Source organism: Streptomyces sp. NPDC052225 (genome assembly GCF_040679615.1).
Taxonomy (GTDB): Bacteria; Actinomycetota; Actinomycetes; order Streptomycetales; family Streptomycetaceae; genus Streptomyces.
The window spans coordinates 255,208-276,416 of the sequence record NZ_JBFAVD010000006.1 but is presented as its reverse complement, the minus strand read 5'-3'; the positions used below and the strand labels follow the sequence as shown (position 1 = coordinate 276,416).

General features: G+C 72.9%; 22 protein-coding genes and 1 pseudogene. 12 read left to right on the top strand and 11 right to left on the bottom strand.

Annotation, left to right across the window (positions count from 1 at the left end; translation table 11 throughout):
• Positions 1 to 20: 20 nt before the first annotated feature.
• On the bottom strand, positions 21 to 2,459 hold the full coding sequence (locus AB0L37_RS12390; RefSeq protein WP_365503450.1) for a glycoside hydrolase family 3 C-terminal domain-containing protein: 2,439 nt from the start codon (positions 2,457 to 2,459) through the stop codon (positions 21 to 23).
• Between the two features lie 280 nt (positions 2,460 to 2,739).
• Positions 2,740 to 2,898, bottom strand: a pseudogene (locus tag AB0L37_RS12385) (DUF3140 domain-containing protein); the annotation flags it as partial.
• Between the two features lie 366 nt (positions 2,899 to 3,264).
• On the opposite strand from AB0L37_RS12385, the gene AB0L37_RS12380 reads away from it, so the two are divergent.
• On the top strand, positions 3,265 to 3,621 hold the full coding sequence (locus AB0L37_RS12380; protein ID WP_365503447.1) for a hypothetical protein: 357 nt from the start codon (positions 3,265 to 3,267) through the stop codon (positions 3,619 to 3,621).
• A 364-nt stretch (positions 3,622 to 3,985) separates the two neighbouring features.
• Here AB0L37_RS12380 and AB0L37_RS12375 read toward each other — a convergent pair whose 3' ends face one another.
• Together AB0L37_RS12375 and AB0L37_RS12370 are read right to left on the bottom strand one after the other, a co-directional pair.
• Positions 3,986 to 4,366 (bottom strand): DUF2267 domain-containing protein, encoded by a 381-nt coding sequence (locus tag AB0L37_RS12375; RefSeq protein WP_365503640.1) that lies wholly within the window; start codon positions 4,364 to 4,366, stop codon positions 3,986 to 3,988.
• Between the two features lie 584 nt (positions 4,367 to 4,950).
• The gene (locus AB0L37_RS12370) at positions 4,951 to 5,382 is read right to left on the bottom strand and encodes an Hsp20/alpha crystallin family protein (RefSeq protein ID WP_365503445.1); all 432 of its coding nucleotides are present in this window, start codon (positions 5,380 to 5,382) and stop codon (positions 4,951 to 4,953) included.
• A 136-nt stretch (positions 5,383 to 5,518) separates the two neighbouring features.
• Here AB0L37_RS12370 and AB0L37_RS12365 point away from each other — a divergent pair, with 136 nt between their 5' ends.
• The 3 genes from AB0L37_RS12365 to AB0L37_RS12355 all read left to right on the top strand — a co-directional run bounded on the left by AB0L37_RS12365 (position 5,519) and on the right by AB0L37_RS12355 (position 8,246).
• A complete protein-coding gene (locus AB0L37_RS12365; protein WP_365503442.1) occupies positions 5,519 to 6,184 on the top strand; it encodes a type III effector protein in 666 nt (221 codons plus the stop codon).
• A 351-nt stretch (positions 6,185 to 6,535) separates the two neighbouring features.
• The gene (locus tag AB0L37_RS12360) at positions 6,536 to 7,609 is read left to right on the top strand and encodes a sulfite oxidase (RefSeq protein ID WP_365503439.1); all 1,074 of its coding nucleotides are present in this window, start codon (positions 6,536 to 6,538) and stop codon (positions 7,607 to 7,609) included.
• A gap of 115 nt (positions 7,610 to 7,724) precedes the next feature.
• Positions 7,725 to 8,246, top strand: a complete 522-nt coding sequence (locus AB0L37_RS12355) for a hypothetical protein (RefSeq protein ID WP_365503436.1) — start codon at positions 7,725 to 7,727, stop codon at positions 8,244 to 8,246.
• A gap of 3 nt (positions 8,247 to 8,249) precedes the next feature.
• Here the strand turns inward: AB0L37_RS12355 and AB0L37_RS12350 are convergent, their stop codons facing one another.
• Both AB0L37_RS12350 and AB0L37_RS12345 read right to left on the bottom strand, forming a co-directional pair.
• Positions 8,250 to 9,110 (bottom strand): Cof-type HAD-IIB family hydrolase, encoded by an 861-nt coding sequence (locus AB0L37_RS12350; protein WP_365503433.1) that lies wholly within the window; start codon positions 9,108 to 9,110, stop codon positions 8,250 to 8,252.
• A complete protein-coding gene (locus AB0L37_RS12345; protein ID WP_365503430.1) occupies positions 9,107 to 10,306 on the bottom strand; it encodes an ROK family transcriptional regulator in 1,200 nt (399 codons plus the stop codon). Before AB0L37_RS12345 ends, AB0L37_RS12350 begins: the two co-directional genes overlap by 4 nt.
• 140 nt (positions 10,307 to 10,446) lie before the next feature.
• On the opposite strand from AB0L37_RS12345, the gene AB0L37_RS12340 reads away from it, so the two are divergent.
• The 5 genes from AB0L37_RS12340 to AB0L37_RS12320 all read left to right on the top strand — a co-directional run bounded on the left by AB0L37_RS12340 (position 10,447) and on the right by AB0L37_RS12320 (position 14,256).
• A complete protein-coding gene (locus tag AB0L37_RS12340) occupies positions 10,447 to 11,247 on the top strand; it encodes an alpha/beta fold hydrolase (protein ID WP_365503427.1) in 801 nt (266 codons plus the stop codon).
• A 7-nt stretch (positions 11,248 to 11,254) separates the two neighbouring features.
• Positions 11,255 to 12,022 (top strand): IclR family transcriptional regulator, encoded by a 768-nt coding sequence (locus AB0L37_RS12335; RefSeq protein WP_365503424.1) that lies wholly within the window; start codon positions 11,255 to 11,257, stop codon positions 12,020 to 12,022.
• Between the two features lie 94 nt (positions 12,023 to 12,116).
• A complete protein-coding gene (locus AB0L37_RS12330) occupies positions 12,117 to 13,157 on the top strand; it encodes an aromatic ring-hydroxylating dioxygenase subunit alpha (protein WP_365503421.1) in 1,041 nt (346 codons plus the stop codon).
• Positions 13,154 to 13,345, top strand: a complete 192-nt coding sequence (locus AB0L37_RS12325; RefSeq protein ID WP_365503418.1) for a hypothetical protein — start codon at positions 13,154 to 13,156, stop codon at positions 13,343 to 13,345. Before AB0L37_RS12330 ends, AB0L37_RS12325 begins: the two co-directional genes overlap by 4 nt.
• Positions 13,342 to 14,256: a PDR/VanB family oxidoreductase gene (locus AB0L37_RS12320; RefSeq protein ID WP_365503415.1), complete on the top strand. Its 915-nt coding sequence runs from the start codon at positions 13,342 to 13,344 to the stop codon at positions 14,254 to 14,256. The genes AB0L37_RS12325 and AB0L37_RS12320 overlap by 4 nt, the downstream gene beginning before the upstream one ends.
• Here AB0L37_RS12320 and AB0L37_RS12315 read toward each other — a convergent pair.
• The 3 genes from AB0L37_RS12315 to AB0L37_RS12305 form a co-directional block, all read right to left on the bottom strand.
• Complete coding sequence (locus AB0L37_RS12315; protein WP_365503412.1) at positions 14,240 to 15,775, bottom strand: MFS transporter; 1,536 nt, start codon at positions 15,773 to 15,775, stop codon at positions 14,240 to 14,242. The genes AB0L37_RS12320 and AB0L37_RS12315 overlap by 17 nt on opposite strands.
• Before the next feature lie 217 nt (positions 15,776 to 15,992).
• On the bottom strand, positions 15,993 to 16,595 hold the full coding sequence (locus AB0L37_RS12310; RefSeq protein WP_365503409.1) for a GNAT family protein: 603 nt from the start codon (positions 16,593 to 16,595) through the stop codon (positions 15,993 to 15,995).
• Between the two features lie 138 nt (positions 16,596 to 16,733).
• The gene (locus AB0L37_RS12305; RefSeq protein WP_365503406.1) at positions 16,734 to 17,126 is read right to left on the bottom strand and encodes a tautomerase family protein; all 393 of its coding nucleotides are present in this window, start codon (positions 17,124 to 17,126) and stop codon (positions 16,734 to 16,736) included.
• Positions 17,127 to 17,340: 214 nt separating this feature from the next.
• Between AB0L37_RS12305 and AB0L37_RS12300 the strand changes: the two genes are divergently transcribed.
• Positions 17,341 to 17,505, top strand: a complete 165-nt coding sequence (locus tag AB0L37_RS12300; protein ID WP_365503403.1) for a hypothetical protein — start codon at positions 17,341 to 17,343, stop codon at positions 17,503 to 17,505.
• Between the two features lie 17 nt (positions 17,506 to 17,522).
• Here AB0L37_RS12300 and AB0L37_RS12295 read toward each other — a convergent pair whose 3' ends face one another.
• On the bottom strand, positions 17,523 to 18,803 hold the full coding sequence (locus tag AB0L37_RS12295; RefSeq protein ID WP_365503400.1) for a M48 family metallopeptidase: 1,281 nt from the start codon (positions 18,801 to 18,803) through the stop codon (positions 17,523 to 17,525).
• 253 nt (positions 18,804 to 19,056) lie between these two features.
• Here AB0L37_RS12295 and AB0L37_RS12290 point away from each other — a divergent pair, with 253 nt between their 5' ends.
• Both AB0L37_RS12290 and AB0L37_RS12285 read left to right on the top strand, forming a co-directional pair.
• Positions 19,057 to 19,932 (top strand): SGNH/GDSL hydrolase family protein, encoded by an 876-nt coding sequence (locus tag AB0L37_RS12290; RefSeq protein WP_365503397.1) that lies wholly within the window; start codon positions 19,057 to 19,059, stop codon positions 19,930 to 19,932.
• An 82-nt stretch (positions 19,933 to 20,014) separates the two neighbouring features.
• Positions 20,015 to 20,578: a dihydrofolate reductase family protein gene (locus tag AB0L37_RS12285; protein ID WP_365503394.1), complete on the top strand. Its 564-nt coding sequence runs from the start codon at positions 20,015 to 20,017 to the stop codon at positions 20,576 to 20,578.
• 23 nt (positions 20,579 to 20,601) lie between these two features.
• Here AB0L37_RS12285 and AB0L37_RS12280 read toward each other — a convergent pair whose 3' ends face one another.
• The gene (locus tag AB0L37_RS12280; protein ID WP_365503391.1) at positions 20,602 to 21,174 is read right to left on the bottom strand and encodes a transcriptional regulator; all 573 of its coding nucleotides are present in this window, start codon (positions 21,172 to 21,174) and stop codon (positions 20,602 to 20,604) included.
• Between the last annotated feature and the right edge of the window lie 35 nt (positions 21,175 to 21,209).

Below are 21,209 nucleotides of genomic sequence, written 5' to 3'. Positions count from 1 at the left end.
GCCGTGGAGCGCTCTCCAGATCAGGCGTTCCGGCGGCGGAGCAGCACGGTCGCGGTCAGTCCGAGGTCGCCGGCCGACCGCCCGGTCAGCACGTGCCACACGCCGGGCTCGACGTGCCAGGCGGCCTCGGCCTCGCACCAGTGCCGCAGGGCGCGCGGGGAGACCCCGATCTCCGCGGTGACCCGCTCACCGGGGTCGGCCTCCACGGCCGCGAAGCCGGCGAACCACCTCACGGGACGCTCCACCGCGGAGCCCGGCTTGGCCAGGTACACCTGCACCACTTCGCGTCCTCTGCGCGGGCCCGTGTTGCGCACGTGGACGCGGACCGTCCAGGGCACGTCGTCGTCGACGGCGGCGGGGGCGTCGAGTCGCTCGTGGTCCCACGTCGTGTAGCCGAGGCCGTGCCCGAACCAGTAGGCGGGCTCGGTGCCCGCACGCAGCCAGGCGCGGTGGCCGATGTGCAGACCCTCGTCGTAGTCGAGGACTCCGCCGATGGGCCGTGTCCCGGTCACCGGCGCGTCGGCGAGGCGGGCGGCCCAGGTGGTCGGCAGGCGACCCGCCGGCTCGGCCGCCCCGAACAGGACATCGGCCAGTCCGGACCCCGCCTCCTGGCCGGGGAACCAGCACAGCAGGACGGCCGCCACCTCCCGGCGCCAGGGCAGCTCCACCGGACTGCCCGCGTTGACGACCACGACGGTGCGCGGATTCGCGGCCGCCACGGCCCGCACCAGTTCGTCCTGGCGCCCCGGCAGAGCGAGTTCCTGGCGGTCGCGTCCTTCCGACTCGCTGTCCGGCGTGGTCCCGACGAACACGATGGCCGAGTCGCAGGTGCGTGCGGCCTCGACCGCCTCGGCGATCGCCGTGTCCGCGGGCGGTGCGGGCGGCTCGGCGGTGACCACGACGGCCCGGCCGCTGTCGTGGTCCAACTCCCGGCGGGCCACGATCTGCACGTCCCGCGCGCCGGACAGCCGGATGCGCCCGTGCCGGCCGGGCGGATCGACATGGACCACGGCCGGGTCGTCCGTCTCGCGGGGAAACGTGCCGTCCACGACCGGACGGCCGTCGACGGTGAGGGTCATACGGCCGAACCCCGCCACTCCGAAGGTCCATACGCCGTCGACCGTGGGCGTCAGCACTGCACTGACCTCGACGCACTCGGTGCCGGGAGGAATCGGAGGCTCCAACTGCCTTCCGGAGAGGCGGTGTTCGGCGAAGAGCTCGCCGCCGTCCGCGTCGAGCGCGCGCACCAGCACACCCGGCCTGCCGCTGCGCGGATCCCGGCACAGGCCGTCGTCGAGCGGCAGCGGCCCCACACCCGGGTCGGGCCCGGGCAGGTGGAGCACGCGGGCCGTGTCCCCCAGCGCCTCACCCAGGGCGTCCAGAGGGGTGACGACGTGGCGGGGGTGGACGCCCGCGCTGCCGCCGCCCTGGACCCTCGGGCGCACGGCGTGCGTTCCGATCACCGCGACCGTCCCGGGTGCGGCCGGGTCCAGCGGCAGGACGCCGTCGTTGCTCAGGAGTACCGAGCCGGCCGCGACGGCCCGGCGCAGCAGCGCCCTCTCGTCGTCGACGCCCGTGCGGCCGCCCTGGTCGCGACCGGGTGGACCGAGCACACCCACCCGGTCGGCGAGCCTGAGCACCCGGCGGGCCTTGTCGTCCACGACCGCCGACGGCACGGCGCCTTCCTGCACGGCCCGCACCAGAGCGGGCCCCCAGGACGTCTGCGGTCCCGGCATCGCCAGATCGTGCGCGGCGAGCGCCGAGGCCACGGTGGAGCGCACGGCGCCCCAGTCGGAGACGACGACGCCATCGAAGCCCCACCTCCGCTTGAGCGGCTCCGCGAGCAGGGGGTTCTCCGTCATCGTGGCCCCGTCCACGCTGTTGTAACCGGCCATGACGACTCGCACTCCGGCCGTGACGGCGGCTTCGAACGGTGCGAGATAGACCTCCCGCAGGGCGCGTTCGCTCATGCGGACGTCCACCGTGAGCCGTTCGGTCTCGGAGTCGTTGGCGACGTAGTGCTTCGCGGCCGCCGCGACGCCGTGTGCCTGGATGCCGCGGATCAGCGCGGCGCCGGCCCGGGCGGCCAGTTCTGGGTCCTCGGAGAAGCATTCGAAGTGGCGGCCGCCCAGGGGCGAGCGGTGCAGATTGAGCGTGGGAGCGAGGACGACGTGGACACCCTTGCGTCGCGCTTCGGCGGCGAGCAGGTTACCGAGGCGTTCCACGAGTTCGTCGTCCCACATCGCCGCGAGAGCCGACGGCGAGGGAAGCAGCACCGAGGCGATCCGCTCGTCCCAGGACTCCCCGCGCACGCCCACGGGCCCGTCCGAGATCACCATGGGTCTCAGGCCGACGGCCGGCTCGGCGACCGTGCGCCAAGTGGTGGCTCCCGCCAGCAGGCGCACCTTCTGCGCGAGGTCCAGCTTGTCGAGCAGCCGCTCGCGTTCTTCTTCGGTCACGCTCGCCCCCCCCCAAGCGCCCGTCGGGAGAGCGCTCTCCAACGATCCGGGCAAAGGCGGGGGTTGTCAATGACTCCCCGAACCCGACCGTCGACGGCCCCGGCAAGGACCTCGGCACGGGCGCGGTCCGGACCATCCCCGCTTCCGCCCACGGACAGACGGGCCCACGGGCAACGGCGCGACCCCGGTCAACCCCGAGGTCTACGAGCAGTGCGGAGACGCGCGCCTTCGAGCCGTCGCCCTGTCGTCGCAGGAGCGATGCCCCGGCGGACGGCGTGGGTCACTCGGCGGGGCCGTGACCCCAATTCGTCAACGAGTAAAGCCAGTTGATCTCGGTGACGTCTCCCGACGGGCGCTGCGCGAGGTGCCGATGCACGTATCCGACGGCCTTGCGCATGTGGGCGAGATCGCGGTCCGTGAGGTCGCCCTTCTTCGTGCGGAACTCGCCGCGGGTCTTCTCCGCGTTCTTCGCTCGCTCTTCTTTCGTCATGACGACTTGTTTCTGTTCCCCTGCGGCCTGGCCGTGGCTGCGCTACGAGACCGCGTCCCCTGAGAGGGATCCTTCTCCTTCTGCTTGGCCATGGTCCGCTCCTTCGACCAGGGGCCGGGCGTCACGCCAGGAATTCCCGTACGGCTTCCTCGATGGGACCGTGGGTCGCGGCTATCCGGATTCGGCACCGCCGGAATCGCGCCGCGGCCGGCCAACCGGGGCGGGCCTTCGCCGTTGCGGGTATGACAGTTGTCATACGGAAGCGATGCACACGGACACTGAGGAACGTCCGCCTCCGTCCGTACCGTTCCTCCCATGACGAAGAAGGCAGACGGAAACGGGCCGCAGAAGACCGACATCAAGGTGAGCCTGATCGGCGGTCACCGGCTCAAGGGCGAAACGCTGCACCAGCGCACGCTGACCGCGTCGCTGATCGGCGGCGCCGATGTCGACCTCAGCGACATCGAGATCCCCGACGGAGCCGAACTGCGCATCACCAAGCTCAGCCTGCTCGGCGGCGTCAGCCTGAAGGTCCGCCCCGACGTCCGCGTGGAGGTCCACGGCATCCGCCTCGGCGGCGTGAACGACGCAGGCCCGAGCAAGCCCGGCGGCCCGACGGTTCGGATCGACGCGTGGGGCCTGATCGGAGGGGTCACGGTCAAGCGGGGCTGAGGCGGGTCGGCTCTCCAGGGCCGCTCGCTTCGGGGAGGCGCGGGCCGCTGCGCGGTGACGCCCGGCGCGGGTGGCCGCGCAGGACTCGAATCGGCCTCGGCCCGCGGCGAAACTCGCGCCAGGGCTGGTCTTCCGCCTCCGGCTCGGTCGGCTCCGCTGTCGTGCAGTTGGCGCTGAGCCGGCTGTCGTGGACTGCCTGGCAGTTCGGCACGCTGCACGCGGTCGCGCGCGCGTGGCCGTTGCGCGAGGGATGCGCGGCTCCGGGCAGGGCCATAGCCCTGTCGGGTGCCGTGCGCAGGCGATGACCTGCCGGTCGCCTGCGCACCGGGCGGGCGGCAGAGCGTGTTGCGGGCCGGATGGGCGGTTACGCCGCCGGGGCGAGTTCGGCGCGACCGAACAACAGCGGGTAGCCGGTGGGGAGTTGGGCCAGGATACGGGTGATCAGGTCGGGGCCGGCCCAGGCCGCGACGGCGGAGAAGACGGAGCCGGTGTCCCAGCGGGTCGTGGCCGGGGAAGCCCCGCTGCGGGCCGCGAGATCCTTGACGAAGGCCCATCCGGTCAGGGGCTGGGGGTCGGGGATCTGCTCCGTCAGGATGCGGGCGGCCGTTCTGGGAAGGCGGCGGGCCAGGTCGACACGCTCGTCGCCGGTCAGCTGGCGGCCCAGGCCCGCCAGTACCAGGCGGACGGCTTCGTCGGCTCGCTCGCGCGTGGGGTAGGCGCCCTCGTAACGGACCTTCTCCAGCATCTGCTCGTAATCCCTCTCGCCCTGCTGCGGAGCGAGCGCGTACGGGTCGGAGATCACAGCGGTGGTTTCCCTTTCGTGGTGTGTGGAGCGGGTGTTGGGGGTGCGGGTGTCGCGTGGGGTGGCCGAGGAGCAGGTTGTATCCGGCGGGTTGCGGGAGCAGGGGTCCGCTCACCGGCACCACCAACGCGACGGCGGGGGCAGCGGGCGCGGCGCCGGCGATCCGGGCCGCGGACTGCTCGGCACGGTCTTCGGTCCACGCGGCGGGCACACGGACGAACCCGTCGGGAGCCAGGGGTTAAGGCTTCGGGACGGCGGTCGGCAGCGGGCTGCACTTGGATCCGCGGGAATGCCTTGGGCGGGCGTGCGTGCCGTGAGGTGCGCGTGGTCGGTCTCCCCCGGCGGGCCGGTGCTTGCCGCGTTCCCGGATGGGGTCGAGGAGGACTTCGTACCGCGGAAATGTGCCGGCCGTCGGCCCTGGTCTTTTCGGACGCGGGACCGGAGACAGGTTCGGGCCGTGGCGGGGTGCGGAGCGCGCGGCGGGAGGAGAGACCGGGTGCCGGCGCTCCGCGCCTGTGCGACCGGTGTCAGCCGGAGATCTCCTTGCGGCCGGACCCGGCCCCGACGGTGATCTTGCGGGGCTTGGCGCGCTCGGCGATCGGGATGCGCAGGGTGAGCACGCCCGCGTCGTAGTCGGCCTGGATGTGCTCGGTGTCGAGGGTGTCGGCGAGCACGATCTGGCGGGAGAAGACCCCCAGCGGCCGTTCGGACAGCTCCATCTGCACATCGTCGCCCTTGGCCACCGGGCGCCGCTCGGCCTTGACGGTCAGCATGTTCCGCTCGACGTCGATGTCGATCGCGTCCGCGCTGACGCCGGGGAGGTCGAAGGCCACCACGTACTGGTCGCCTTCGCGGTAGGCGTCCATCTGCATGGTCGACGGGCGCGTCCAGGTACCCGGGCCGGTCAGCTGCTGCGCCAGGCGGTCCAGCTCACGGAAGGGGTCAGTGCGCATCAACATCGTGAGAACACCTCCAGCAGGTCGGGCAGTTGCTGCCAATGCGCTTCACTGACACCGTTGTAACATGTCATCGAATGGATGACAAACATGATGTCGTCGAGAAGATGACAAGCGATGTGCAGGGGGAGTCGAACCCGTGACCGGAGCCGAACAGCCGCCCACGAGCGGCACGCACGACCACCGTCCGGCGTCGTTCCTGGCCGCCGCGGCGGCCCTGCACGCCATAGACGACGCACTGCGGGATGCCCAGCGGGCATCACCGGACCGCCCGGACCGCCCGGACACCCCGGACACCCCGGGTTCCCCCGGGCCCGAGCAGGCGCTGGCCTCGCTGCTGCTGCTGCGGCAGGTCCGTGAGCAGCTCGCCGTCTGGGAGACCGGCCTGATCGAGACGGCCCGCGACGCCGGCGCCAGCTGGGCCGACCTCGCCCACCCGCTCGGCGTCGCCAGCCGTCAGGCCGCCGAACGCCGCTACCTGCGAGGGCGCCCAGGCCCCGCGGGGACCACCGGCGAGCAGCGCGTGCAGGCCACCCGCGAGCGCCGTGCCGCCGCACGCGCCACTACCGCCTGGGCCCGCGACCACGCGGCCGACCTGCGCCGCATCGCCGGCCAGATCGCCGCCCTCACCGACCTGCCGCCCGCCGCCCGCGCCCCCCTCGGTCGGCTCCACACGGCCCTCGCGCACGACGACCCCGCCGAGCTCCTCGCTCCCCTCGACGCGACCCGCCCCCACCTCACCGCGACCCATCCCGCCCTGGCAGCACAGCTCGACCACCTCACCCGAACCCCCGGCAGTCCCTGACAGGTCATGACGGTCCGTGAGCCTCGCCCGACGAGCCCGCCGCCCCGCCCCGTCCGGGGCGCCGGCCCCCGTCACCGACTCCGTGCCGCCAGAGACCAAGCAAGACCGCAGGACGTGGACTGCCCCTCTTTCTCGACTCTCCCTCGACCTGAGCCATGCGGCCGCCGCGTTCGCCGGTGGCCGCACAGGCGGCGACAGGCGAGGACGAGGCCCGTACGTCCGCGCGTAAACCCGCCCCACGCCTAGCCGACCACGCCGCCCCAGCGCGACGATAAAGGAATGGAAAACCCGTTAAACACACCAAAAGCCTCACCCGGCGCGCCCCACTCACCCGCCGCGCCCCACTCACCCGTGGGCCCGCGTAACGACATCACCCTGGACGAACTCGCCCTGGCCACCCGCAACCACGGTCTGCCCCTCGAAGCCCTGCGCTACGACGTCACTCCGCCGGGACTGCACTACATCCTCGTCCACTACGACATCCCCGCCGCCCGCGCCGAGGACTGGCAGCTGTCGGTCACCGGCCAGGTCCGCACCGAACTGAGCCTCAGCCTGGACGACCTCCGGTCCCTGCCCTCCGTCACCCACCACGTCGTCATGGAATGCGCCGGCAACGGGCGCGCCCTGCTCGTCCCCCGGCCCATCAGCCAGCCCTGGCTGGTCGAAGCCGTGGGATGCGCCCAGTGGACCGGCGTACCGCTGCGCACCGTCCTCGAACAGGCCGGCGTCCGCCCGGGCGCGGTCGAAGCGGTGTTCACCGGGGCGGACCACGGCATCGAGCGGGGCGTGGAACAGGACTACCAGCGCAGCCTGCCCCTGCCTCTGCCCGCCGACGTCCTCCTCGCCTACGCGATGAACGGGCGGCCCCTGCCGCCCCAACACGGCTTCCCGCTACGGCTCATCGTGCCCGGCTGGTACGGGATGGCACACGTGAAATGGCTGCGCGGCATCACCCTCGTCGACACCCCCTTCACCGGATACCAGCAGGCCGTCGCCTACCGCTACCGCGACCGGCCCGACGATCCCGACGACCCCGGCCGCCCCGTCACCCGGATCGCACCGCGCGCACTCCTCGTCCCACCCGGATTCCCCGACTTCATGACCCGCGCCCGCACCCTCCGCCCCGGCCCCACCACCCTGCACGGACGCGCCTGGTCCGGGCACGGACCCATCGCCCGCGTCGAGGTCAGCACCGACCACGGCCACACCTGGCACGACGCCCACGTCACTCCCCGCCCTGCGGACAGTCACGCGTGGCAGGCCTGGCACACCTCCTGGAACCCCACCCCGGGCCTGTACAGCATCACCGCCCGCGCCACCGACACCCACGGCAACACCCAGCCCCTCGACCCGCCCTGGAACCACGGCGGATTCACCAACAACTCCCTCCACCACACCACCGTCCACTGCACCCCACACACCTGACACCCTCCCTCAGAAGATGGACCAGCCAGCCGGGCCGGGCGGGCACGGGGCCGGCGGCGCTCCGCGCGGGCCGGGGTCGCGCTCGTACGTCCCCCGACCCGCTTAGGGTGCGGCCATGACGAAGGGCATGTCACCGCCGGCCGCGGTCCAGGAGCACGCCGACCTGGTGCGCGAGCGGCTCAAAGAACGGATCTACGCCTCGATCACGCTGCTCGCGGTCCTCGTGGGCCTCGCGCAGAGCGGGCGCCCCACGCATCTGATCGCCGCGGTGTCGGTCGCCGTCACCGCGCTCGGACTGTGGCTGGCCACGCTGGTCGCCGATCTCCAGGCCCATCCGGTGGCGCACGGGCGCATGCCGCGGCTGCCCGAGATCCGGCACACGCTGTTCGTCAGCAGCCCCCTGCTGACGTCCGCCGCCGGTCCGTTGCTGCTGATCGGGGTGTCGGCGCTCGGGGCGCTGCACCTCACGACCGCGCTCTGGATCTCGGTGGGCAGTGAGGTCGCGGCGCTCGCGGGCTGGGGGTTCGTCGGCGGGCGGCGGGCCGGGGCGAGACTGTTCGGCTGCTTGGTCACCGCCGCGCTCAACGCCGTGATCGGGGCGGGTGTCGTCGCGGTGAAGCTCGTCGCCGGCCACTGAGCCTCACTGCACGGGCGGCATCCCGAGGACCTGCCGGATCGTACGGACGACACCGTTCTCGGTGTGCGGCGGCGCCGTGCGGCGGGCGCGTCGCAGGACGTCGGGGTGGGCGCCGGCCATCGCGTACGAGTGGTCGGCCTCGTCCATCATCTGGAGGTCGTTGAGGTAGTCGCCGAAGACCATGGTCTGGGCGGCGGTGACGCCGAGGGCGCGCTGGAGGCCGCGCACGGCGACGCCCTTGTTGGCGGTGGGGCTCATGATGTCGACCCAGTGTTCGCTGGAGACGACGACCTGTTGGGAGTCCCTGAGCGGTTCGAGGGCGGGGGCGGTGGTGCGCTCGGCGTTGCCGAAGTCGAAGAGGGCGACCTTGAGGATGTCGTCGTCGACGGCGGTGGCGTCGTCGACGATCAGGTGCCGGTGGTAGTACTTGCGCACCTCGGTCATGAACGCCTCGTCGGCGCGTTCCACGTACGCGGACTTCTTGCCGCAGACGACGGCGCCGACGTCGACGCCCTCGTCGTTCAGCTGGCGTACGGCCTTGACGATCCATGCGGCGACGGCGGGGTCGAGCGGGTCGGAGCTGACTTCGGCGCCGCCGCGGACGACGTACGTGCCGTTCTCGGCGATGTAGACCATGCCGCCCTCGTCCACGGCGGAGAACTGGTCGGCGAGGGTGGCGTACTGGCGTCCGCTGGCGGGGCAGAAGACGATGCCGCGCCGGTTCAGTTCGGCGAGCAGGGGCCACAGCGAGTCGGGGATGCGGCCGTCCGCGTCGAGGAGGGTGCCGTCCATGTCGGTGACGATGAGCCGGATGTCGGGTGCGTCGGCGGCGGGCCGGGCGTCCTGGGGGTGGTGCGTGGTCACGGTGCGTCCTGGGTGCGGTGGTGGGTGGTCGGGCGGGGGTGCGGGGTGGCGGGTGGATGCCGTGTGCGGTCCGCCGGCCGCGTCAACTCCACGACCAGGCGGCGCAGTTCGTCGACCGCCCGGGTGCGCGCCCCGGTCAGTTCGGGGTCGGTCAGGGTCGCGGCGGTCACCGGGACGGGGCGCGGGCTGCGGGCGAGGCGTTCGGCGACCGGGTCGGCCAGGTCCGGGCCCCAGGCTCCGCCGAGGACGATCATGCGCGGGTCGGCGAAGGCGACGGCCGCCTCCAGGACGGGGCCGATGGCGCGCGCCAGGGCGGTGCGCGTCGCGTCGGCTCCGGCCTCGCCGGGGGTGAGCCGGGTCCGCAGCGCGGTGACGTCGATCGCCGTCGAGTCCGGCTTGCGCAGGCCGAGCGCGGCGAAGACCTCGGTCAGTGGCATCGCCGTACCGTCCGGGCCGACGGTCCATACGTGGGCGATCTCGCCGGCGAAGCCGTGGTGACCGCGGCGCACCGACCCGTCGCCGACGACGGCGCCGCCGAGGCCCTCGCCGAGGTGGAGGTAGACGAAGTCGTCGGTGCCGCGGGCGTGGCCGGCGGCGTGCTCGGCGCGGGCCGCCCAGTTCACGTCGTTGTCGACGTGGACGGTCCCGGTGACGTGCGCGGCGAGGGCGGCCGGTGGGTCGAGGTCGCCGATGAGGAACGGTGCGTCGGGCAGCCGGACGAGCCGCCCCGTGCCGCGGTCGACGGGGTCCGCGGCGCTGACCACGGCGGTACGCAGACCGCCCGGGGTCCGCTCGGCGAGGCGGCCCGCGACGCCGGCGAGCGCGGCGGCGGCCGCCCGCGCCCCCGCGCCCGGACCGAGAGCGAGGTCCTCGCGGCCCCGTACGCGGCCCAGCGCGTCCACGGTCTGCGCCGTCACCCGGTGCTGGGTGACGGTGACGACGAGCGCGGCGCCGAGGTGCGGTGCCAGCGCGTAGTAGGAGCCGACGCGGCCGCGTCCCGTGGTGCGTTCGCCGGTGTCGACGAGCAGGCCCGCCGCGCTCAGGCGCTGCACGCTGTCGGAGATCGTCGGCTTGGAGATGCCGGTGCGCGCGGCGATCTCCGCGCGGGTCAGCCGGGGCTCGGCCATGAGGGCGCGCAGCACGTTCTCGTCGGTGAGCGCGCGCAGCATCTCCAGGGTCGGCTTGGGCGTGGCCATGGCGAGCAGTCTAGTAAGGACTGTTGCCCAAATGGTTCGGCGGGGCCCTCGGAGCACCCTGCGCGCGTGCAAAGCACTTGATCGAAACGGCAGGCCACGCCTACGGTGCCGCCACCGACCAACCACGTCAGGAGCGTTCGATGGCCCGTTTCACGGTGGACGGCACCGCACTGCACTTCGACGATCGGGGGCCGGCCGACGCGGTCGCCGTGGTTCTCGTGCACGGGCATCCGTTCAACCGGACGCTGTGGCGGCCTCAGGCGGACGCGCTCGCGGCGGCCGGATTCCGCGTGATCACCCCTGATCTGCGGGGGTACGGGGAGAGCGAGGTGACGCCGGGGCAGGTGCTGCTCGCCCGGTTCGCGGACGACGTGGCCGCGCTCCTCGACCATCTCGACGTGGACCGGGCCGTGGTCGGCGGGGTGTCCATGGGCGGGCAGATCGCGATGGAGTTCCAGCTGCGCCACCCGGGGCGCACGCGGGCGCTCGTGCTCAGCGACACCTCCGCGCCGGCCGAGACCGAGGAGGGCAAGGCCTACCGCAACGCGCTGGCCGACCGGCTGCTCGCCGAGGGGATGGGCGGGTACGCCGACGAGGTCATCGACAAGATGCTCGCCGCGTACAACGTGACGGCGCTGCCGGACGTCGCCGAGCACGTCCTCGGGATGATGCGGTCGACCGATCCGCGGGGTGCGGCGGCCGCGCTGCGGGGCCGTGCCGAACGCCCCGACTACCGCGAGAGCCTCGCCGCGGCCCGCGTTCCCGCGCTGGTCGTGGTCGGCGCCGACGACGTCTACACGCCCGTGGCGCAGGCCGAGGCGATCGCCGCGCTCGTGCCCGACGCCACGCTGCGCGTCATCGAGAAGGCGGGTCATCTGCCGGGCGCCGAGCAGCCCGAGGCGTTCAACGCGGCCCTGCTCGACTTCCTCGCGTCCCTGTAGCCCGGCGGTGACCCGCTCCGCCGCGGACCGGCTCCTCGACGTGCTCGGCGCCTTCGACCACGACCATCCCGCGCTGACCCTCACCCAGCTCGCCCACCGCGCCGATCTGCCGCTGGCCACCGCGCACCGCCTCGCGGGCGCGCTGACGCGGTGGGGCGCCCTGGAGCGGGACGAGGCGGGGCACTACCAGGTGGGGCTGCGGCTGTGGGAGATCGCGGCGCTCGCCCCGCGCGGTCTCGGGCTGCGCCAGGTCGCGCTGCCGTTCCTGGAGGACCTGTACGAGGCGACGCACGAGAACGTGCACCTCGCCGTGCGCGACGGCCTCGACGTCGTCTACATCGAGCGCCTGTCGGGCCGGTCGGCCGTCGGGGTGCACTCGCGCGTCGGGGCGCGCTGGCCGTTGCACGCGACGGGGGTGGGTCTGGTCCTGCTCGCGCACGGCGGCCCCGAGCTCCAACAGCGGTACCACGAAAGCGGGTTGGAGGCGTTCACTCCGTACACCGTCACCGAGCACGAGCGGCTGCGCAGGATGCTCGCCGAGGTGCGCCGCTCCGGTGTCGCGGTGAGCGACCGGCAGATCACCGACGACGCTCTGTCCGTCGCCGCCGCGGTGCGCGGGCCGCGCGGCGACGTCGTCGCGGCGGTCTCCGTCGTGGTGCCTTACGCCGGGGCGCGGACGCCCGCGCTGATACCGGCGGTGCAACTGGCGGGGCGCGGCATCTCGCGCGCGCTGGGCTGGCAGCCGGGACCGTCGGACAGCGGGGCTTCCGCCTGACGGAAGCGGCGTTGTGGCGGTGTGGCCCGGGTCACCACTCTGTGGAGCACCGCGCGGCGACGGCGCCGCGCGGGACGACAGGAGGACGCCTGCCATGCCCGACTCCCCCGCCTCTTCGGCCCCTTCGGCCTCGTCCGCGTTCGCCCGTGACCAGTGGTACGTCGCCGCCTGGTCCTCGGAGGTCGGCCGCGAGCTGCTCGGCCGGACGATCCTCGGCGAGCCGATCGCGTTCTACCGCACCGAGGCCGGTGAACCGGTCGCGCTCGCCGACCGCTGCGTGCACCGCCGGTACCCGCTCTCGGCGAGCGGGCTCGACGGTGACCGGGTCGTGTGCGGCTACCACGGCTTCACGTACGACACGACGGGGACGTGCGTGTACGTGCCCGGGCAGAAGCGCATCCCCCGTACGGCCAGGGTGAGTTCGTACCCGGTGGCCGAGGTCGACGGGATGGTCTGGGTGTGGGTCGGCAACCCTGAGGCGGCCGACACCGCGGCGATCCCGCGGGCCCCGCACCTCGTCGAGGACGGCTGGGTCACCGTGCAGGGCATGGAGCCCATCGACGCCGACTACATGCTCCTCGTCGACAACCTGATGGACCTCTCGCACGAGACGTATCTGCACGGCGGCTACATCGGCACGCCCGAGGTCGCCGAGACGCCCATCACGACCGAGGTCGACGAGGCGGCCGGGATCGTACGGGTCTCGCGGCACATGCTCGACGCCGAGTGCCCGCCGTTCTACGCCCGTTCCACGGGGATCGAGGGGCGCATCCAGCGGCTCCAGGACATCGAGTACCACGCCCCGTGTCTGTATCTGCTGCACAGCCGGATCAGCCCGACCGGCTCCGACACCCCCACCTTCCGTACGGAGATCACGTACGCGATCACACCGTCGGCGCCCGGCAAGGTCTACGACTTCTGGGCGGTGTCGCGGAACTTCGCGGTCGAGGACGACGAAGTGACTACGTTCCTGCGGGACTTCAACCACACCGTCGTCATGCAGGACGTCGACGCGCTCAATCTGCTCCAGCGCACCCTGGACACCGAGCCCGCCGGGTACCAGGAGCTGAGCATCAACATCGACACCGGCGGGCTCGCCGCCCGGCGCATCCTCGGCAAGCTGGCCGCCGGATGAGCGGCCGGACCGGCGAGGTCTACCGCATCGAATGGCTGCCCGGCACCGATGTGCTCAGCGGGCGCTGCCACTGCGGCGCGCGGCACACCTGCCAGGACCCGGTCGCCATGTGGGAGTGGATGCTCGCCCACCCCGATCACCCGTCGGCGGCAGCCGCCGCCACCCTTGAAGAGGACCGCACCCCGTGACCGACACGCTCGACCTCGTCGTCGCCGACCGCCGCCAGGAGGCGGAGGGCGTCGTCTCCCTGCTGCTGCGCCGCCCGGACGGCGCGCCCCTGCCGGAGTGGGAGCCCGGCGCCCATGTCGACCTCCTGCTCGGCGACGGCCTGGAGCGGCAGTACTCGCTGTGCGGCGGGGACGCGTCGTCGTGGCGGATCGCGGTGCTGCGGGAGCCGGACGGGCGCGGCGGATCCGCCCTCGTGCACGGCGAGTTGACGCCCGGGCGGGCCGTCCGCGCACGCGGCCCGCGCAACCACTTCCGGCTCGAGCCGGCACCGGCGTACCGGTTCGTCGCGGGCGGCATCGGCATCACGCCGATCCTTCCGATGCTGGCGGCCGCCGACGGGGAGTGGTCCTTGTTCTACGGGGGCCGGTCGCGGGAATCGATGGCGTTCGCCGGAGAGTTGGGCGCCCGGCATCCGGCCGAGCGGCTGCACCTTCGGGAGGGGCCGCTCGATCTCGCGGCGCATCTGGCGGATCTGCGGCCCGGTGAACTGGTCTACGCGTGCGGCCCGGAGTCCTTGCTGACCGCAGTCGAGGCGCTCGTCCCGTCCGAGGCGCTGCGCACGGAGCGGTTCACGCCGACGGCGGTGGACACGGACGGCGACGAGGCGTTCGAGGTCGAACTCGCGTGCACGGGGCGGACGTTGACCGTTCCCGGCGACCGCTCGGTCCTCGCCACCCTTCAGGACGCGGGGGTCGAGATCCTCTACTCCTGCACCGAGGGGACGTGCGGCACGTGCGAGACGGACGTCCTCGCGGGCGAGGTCGACCACCGCGACAGCGTGCTCACCGCGCAGGAGCGGGCCTGCAACGAGACGATGATGGTGTGCGTGTCGCGGGCGGCGAAGGGGGGCCGGCTCACGCTGGATCTGTGACGACCGCGGCGACGGCGGGTGCCGTCCTCTGAGCGCGGCGCAGCAGCCCCGCCGCCACCAGGCCGCCGGTCAACACGGCTGCCGCGCCGACGAGTTGGCCGGTCTCCAGGGCCGAGCCGAACGCCCGCGTCACCGTGCGACGTTCGGCGGCCGAGTCCGCGGCGGCGAGGGCGGCGGGCAGCGACGCTGCCGTCACCGGGATCAGCGCGGAGAAGCGGGCGCTGAGCACGGCGCCGAGGACGGCGACGCCCAGGCCGCTGCCGAACTCGGTGACCGTGCCCTCGATGCCGGCGCCTGCGCCCGCCTTCTCGCGCGGGATGGCGCCGAGGACGGCGACGGCCATCGCCGGGTTCGCGAAGGCGCAGCCCACGCCCATCAGGACGAGGCCGGTGAGCAGCCCTCCGTACCCGTCCACGACGTGTCCGGCCAGGGCGACGGCGGCCAGTCCGCAGGCCAGCAGCGTCATGCCGACCGCGACGGCGCCCGGGATGCCGAGCCGCGTGCTCAACCGGGCCGACAGACCGGTGAAGTTGAGCAGGACGACGGTGAGCGCGAACGGGGCGGTGCGCAGGCCCGCCTCCAACGGGCCGTATCCCAGGACGAATTGAAGCTGCTGGGTGAGCAGGAAGAGGGCTCCGCCACTGCCGAAGGTGATGAGCAGCGCCCCGAACACCGCGCCGGTGAAGGTCCGGTCCCTGAAGAAGCTCATGTCCAGCATGGGGTGCGGGACGCGGCGCTCCCAGGCGACGAACCCGACGAGGCCGAGCCCTCCGACGGCGGCGCCGGCCAGGACGTACGGCGAACTCCAGCCGTGTTCGGGGCCGGAGACGACGGCGTACACGAGGGCGGTCATGGCGACGATCGACAGCGCGGCGCCCGGCAGGTCGGGGCGGTGGCTCTGCTCGGCCCGGCTCTCCGGCACGAGGAGGGCGACGGCGAGCAGGCCGAGGGCGACGACCGGCAGGTTGACGAGGAAGAGGGAGCCCCACCAGAAGTGGTCGAGGAGGATGCCGCCGACGGGCGGTCCCGCGGCGAAGCCGAGGGCGTTCACGGCGGCCCAGACGCCGATGGCCCGGACCCGTTCGTCCTCGTCGAAGATCTGCACGGCGACCGCGAGGGTGGTGGTCAGGAGCAGCGCGCCGCCGATACCCATGCCTGCCCGGGCGGCGATCAACTGGCCGGTGCCCTGGGCGAGTCCGGCCGCCAGCGAGCCCGCGCCGAAGACGGCGAGTCCGGCGAGGAGCAGCCGCCTGCGGCCGTAGCGGTCGGCGGCCGCGCCTGCCGCGAGCAGCAGTCCGGCCTGGACGAGCACGTACGCGTTGATGATCCACTGAATGTCGGCGGTGGTGGCGCCGAGGTCGGCGGTGAGCGTCGGGACGGCGACGTTCAGGATGGTGTTGTCGAGGATGACGACGAGTTGCGCGAGGCAGATCACGCCGAGGACGAGCCAGCGGCGCGGATCCCGGGGCCGGTCGGACACGAGGGCGTTCGGCGGCTCGGCGGCGGGCGTCGCCGTCATGCGGGCTCCTTCGTACGGCAGGCGAGAGGACCGGACCGGCCCCCTACTTAGGTGACCCTAACCTAGCCGTACGCCGGAGTCGGCCCCGCCCCCGCCCCCGGACCTCAGGTCCCGAACGAGTCGACGCTCCGCACGACTTCCCCCACGAAGTCGCCGACGGCCCGCCCGAAATCGGTCGGGGCGACCAGTACGCCGAGGACAAGGACCAGCAGCGGGGTCAGGGTCGTGTCCGAGCGTTTTCCGGGCGCGGGAGGACGCGGCCACAGGAAGAAGACGATGCCCGCCACTCGGGAGCGAGCACCGACCAGACCTCGATGTCGAGGCGCCGGCCCCGGAACGGGAAGCTCTCGCGCAGCACGCCCTCCTTGGTGAAGCCGAGACGGCGGGCGGCCGCGATGCTCCCGGCGTTCTCGCTCGCGACCCGCCATTCGACGCGGTGGATGTCACGCTCCTCGACGGCCCAGTCGATGAGTGCGCGGGCAGCGCGGGTGACCAGCCCCTTGCCGACGCCGGCCGGCTCCAGCCAGCAGCCCGCTTCCGCCGTGCCGAGGGAGACGTCCATGGTGTGGAACAGGACGCCGCCGACAAGCTCGGCGTCCACGCGTATGCCGTGGATCCGGCCGGTGTCCGCGGCCGCCTTCTCCGCGTAGTTCTGGAGGAAGGCCCGGCTGGAGTCGATGTCGTGCACGGCGTCGGCGAGCCCGATGAACTGCCCGAGGAACTCCCGCGCGCGGTCCATGTGGGCGAGGAACTCCTCGGCGTGCCAGGGTTCGAGAGGGCTCAGGACGGCGCCGTCGTCGCCCAGGGATTTCGAGTACATGGTGGCCTCCACGTCGCCTGCCGGTACGGATCAAGCCGGGATGCTACGTCGACCAGTGGGCCCCCGCCCACTCACTTGTGCGCCCCGCGGCGCGGACGTGGCACTGCGCCGGGCCGAGTGGAGGTCGGCCGGTGCCGGTCAGTCCTCGGCCGGCGCGTACTGCGCGACGCCGTTGCCGAAGGACCAGTCGGCCGACGCGTTCTCGGTGAGAGTGATCACAACATTGCGCGGCTCGGTTCCGGCGTACGCCTGCGCGAGTTCGGCGATCCGCCGGTACAGGGCGCGCTTGCGCTGCGCGGGGTGGCCCGCGCGCAGCGTGATCCCGACGAACACGATGCCGTCGTCGTGGTGCACCCCGAGGTGGTCGCCGTGGCGCAGGGTGCTGCGGACCCCGTCGTGGCCGGTCAGGATCTGGAACAGGTCGTCGGGCGGGAAGCCGAACGTCTCCATGAGGGCGTCGTGCACGGCGCGGCCGAGGGCGTTCAGGCGGGCGGGGTCGGTCGTCAGGGCGTCGATTCGGACCGGCGGCACGGGCGGGGCTCCTGTCGTCAGTACGTCGTTGTGCGTCGTTGTGCGTCGTCGAACGCCGGTGGGCGTCACCGACCAGCCCGTACATACTAGTAGTTACAGTTTCGGTCCGGGTGATCGCACCCCGGGTGGCCTCCCGTCACCCGCTCCGCGTAGGGTCCCCCTTTGTCCCGAACCCTCCGGGACCTCGGAAACCAGCAGACCAGGAGCATGCACCGTGCCCGCACCGTCCAGCGCACCCGCGCCCATCTACGACCGTCTCGTCGACGAGCAGGGCGATGTCCTGTCCGACGTCCGCGAAGCCGCTCAGGAGGCCGAGCGCACGGCGGAAGACGTCCTGGACTTCGGCCGTCCCGCGGACGCCGCCGAGCAGTCGAACTGACCTGACGGGCCCCGTCCCTACCCGCGCAGGCCGTCGCGCAGCAGCTCGCGCGCGAGCCTCGCCCGGGCGTCGGCCAGCTCCCCGGCCACCGCCTCGTCGTGTGCCGCGTCCGTGCGGACCGCAGCCGCGACCGGCGCGCCCCCCGTCAGCAGCCGACGCCGCAGATGGGTCGGCGGGTGCGTGGAGTCGACACTGTGTCCGCGGCGGGCGCCGGCCCGGCGCAGACGTTCGTATTCGCGCTCGGGCACGGACCGGGTGTGGGCCGCGAGCCGCTCCCACAGACCGTCCGCGTCCACGGCGCGGGACCGGACCTGCCGGGCGTTGCCCTCCGTGCGCAGCATGCGCTCGGCGGACGGCGCGACGAGCAGCACGTCCAGGAGGCGGACGGCGGCGTCCGTCGACGCCGCGCGGGCCGCCATGGTGTCGGCCAGGTACTCCGCGCGCTGGGCCGCCCGCAGGGTGAGCCCGTCGAGCAGCAGGCTCACGCCGGTGACGAACATCCGCGCCGGCAGCCTCAGCACGTTGAGCACCGCCTCCAGCGGCCCCGGCCGGGGCGTGGCGGCCACGAAGTAGTGCCAGGTGCCCAGGGAGCGCAGGGCATGCGCCACGATCATGCCGTGCCGGGTGTCACCGTTGCCGAAGTGCCCGAGCTCGTGCCCGAGCAGCGCCACGCGCTCCTGGGGGCCGAGCATCTCCCACAGCGGTACGCCCAGGGTCAGCAGCCTTCGGCCGCGTAGGCCGTAGGTGGTGACGCTCGCGTTCACGTCGAGGTCGAGGGCGACGGCGTCGACGCCCCGGGTGCCGACGCCCGCGGCGACCTCGTCCACCAGGGCGAACAGCGCGGGCGCGGCCTCCCTGTGCAGGACGGGCCGGTCATCGGGCAGTTTCCCGAAGCTGGGCCGCAGCGCGCAGGCGACGGCGAGCAGCATCGCCGCGCCGATCAGCCGGCCGGTGTGCCCCCAGCCGGTGACCAGGAGCCAGACGCCGCCCGCGGTGAAGGCCAGCGTCACGCCGTGCACGGCCAGGGCGAGCGCGAGGGCGGCGACGCTCGCGAGGTCCCTGCGCGCGGCGACGGGCCGCTCACCGCCGCCGGCCGTCAGCTCCCCGATCAGCCGCTCCCCGTGGCGCCGGGCGAGCGCGCGGCGCGCCCGCTCCAGTCGGCCCGTGTCCGGGTCGGGCGCGGCCGGGTCCACGTTCCAGTCACAGCCGGTGCACCAGGTGGTGAACCGGGCGTCGGATCTGATGGTGTCCCCGCACTGCGGGCACGGCTGAACTGTCTCCTCGACGGTGTGCGTCACCGCTGTCCTTCCCCACCCCTCGGCCCCTCCCCAGAGGCCGCATCCTGCATATCGCGCACATCTGATCACGTGTCACCCCGCAAGCGGAACCCCCTTCCCCCCCCCCCCGCTCCCCGTCCACCCTGTTCAGCACTGCGTGCACGCCTATTGACTCGTTTTCAAACTCATCGGTAACTTTCAACTATCAGCGCTGAACTCACCTGTCTCATACGGAACTTGGCCATGAGCCGAGCCGGTTTCGAAGGAGCAACAGATGGCGATTCACGCTGTCCGCACCCGTCTGGCGGCCACGGCCGTCGCAGCCGGTGCGGCGACGCTCGGCCTGGCCGTGCCCGCGCAGGCGACCGAGCAGCCCCTTCCGTACGTCGCGCTCGGTGACAGCTACAGCGCCGCCTCCGGCGTGCTGCCGCTCGACCCGTCCGCGAGCCTGCTGTGCGCCCGGTCCACCGCCAACTACCCGCACGTGATCGCCGAGCGGACCGGCGCCGCCCTCAAGGACGTGACGTGCGGCGGCGCGCAGACCAAGGACTTCGCGGGGTCGCAGTACCCGGGCGTCGCACCGCAGCTCGACGCGCTGAGCGCCGGCACCCGCCTGGTGACGCTGACCATCGGCGGCAACGACAACAACACCTTCATCAGCACGATCCTGGCCTGCGCCACGGCGGGCGTGCTCTCGGGCGGCCAGGGCAGCCCCTGCAAGTCGCAATACGGCGACAAGTTCAGCAGTGACATCGACTCGAAGACCTATCCGGCCGTCAAGGCCGCACTCCAGGCGGTGAGGAACAAGGCACCGAACGCCCGGGTCGCCGTCCTCGGCTACCCGTGGATCATGCCGGCCACGGCGCAGGCGGGCTGCTACGTGAAGATGCCGATCGCCTCCGGCGACGTACCGTACGTGCGCGACATCCAGACCCACCTCAACAGTGCGGTGCGGCGGGCGGCGGACGAGACCGGGTCGACGTACGTGGATCTCGCCGCGGCCTCCGAGGGGCACGACGCCTGTCAGCCGATCGGCACCCGCTGGGTCGAACCGGCGCTGTTCGGCACGAACTTCGTGCCGGTGCACCCGAACGCGCGCGGTGAGGCGGCGATGGCGGACCTGACGATCGGCGCGCTGGGCCTGCGTTAGGAGCCTGTGTCCGAACCGATGAGTTCTCCGCATCGCGCCGGTCTGTACCCCTGAGACACCGGATCACGGAGAGGCCTGCGCCATGCGGAAACTCATCTACGGCATGAATGTGAGCCTGGACGGCTACATCGCCGCTCCCGGCGACGACATCGGCTGGAGCGTGCCGAGCGACGAGCTGTTCCAGTTCTGGTCCGACCAGTTGCGGGCGACGGAGCTGACGCTGTACGGGCGCAAGCTGTGGCACACGATGAGTTCGTACTGGCCGACCGGCGACCAGCAGCCGGAAGCCACCGCGGCGGAGATCGAGTTCGCGCGCCGCTGGCGGGACATGTCCAAGGTGGTGTTCTCGTCGACGATCGACAAGGTCGACTGGAACACCCGTCTCGTCAGCGGCGACGCCGTCGCCGAGATCACCCGGCTCAAGGCCGAGGACGGCGGCCCGATGGACATCGGCGGCGCGACCCTCGCGGGCGCTGCCCTGCGCGCCGGGCTGATCGACGAGTACGTGCTGGCCACCGCGCCGGTCCTGGTGGGCGGCGGCACCCCGTTCTTCACCGCGCTGGACAACTGGGTGGACCTGAACCTGGTGGAGACGCGGACGCTGGCCGGCGGCGTGACCCTGACCAGGTACGAGACGAGGCGCTGAGCGACGGGTGGGACGGGCGCCGCTCAGGCCGCGAAGCCCACGTTCGTGACGAACTCGTAGGCGCCCCACTGCGATCCGAGATCCACGATCTGTTCCACCCACGCGTCGTCGAGGGCGCGGTCGTCGGACGCCGCCCATGCCGCGACGACGGCGTCCCAGTGCCGCACGTTCAGCGCGCGGAACTCCACCACGCGCTGGTGGGGCCTCGGCACCTGGGACTGGTTGAGGGGGTGGATCTCGACGCGGGTGCCGCGGCCCGCGCGGTTGAGGCGGGCCAGCAGGTGGCGGGCCACGTTCCGGCGGCGGACCGTGCGGTAGGCCTGCTCGATGCGCGCGAGGTTCTTCACCGAGGGCCGGCGCGTGCCGTCGAGCCAGGCCTTCAGGGTGCGGTCGGTGACGGTCAGTCCTGCGCTGCGCGCGGCGGCGCGGGCGTGGTCGCTGCGGGTCAGATAGTGCAGCCGGGCGAGGAGTCCGCGGCGCGCGGTGACGGGGGTGACGACGAAGCCGGCGAGCCGGTCGAGCTGTCGGGCGACGGCCTCGTGGCCTTTGACACCCCGTGCGCCGAGCTTGCCGAACTCGATGTTGCGCTCCGGCACCCGGGCCTCCCGATCCGCTTCCTGACGCCCCTTCA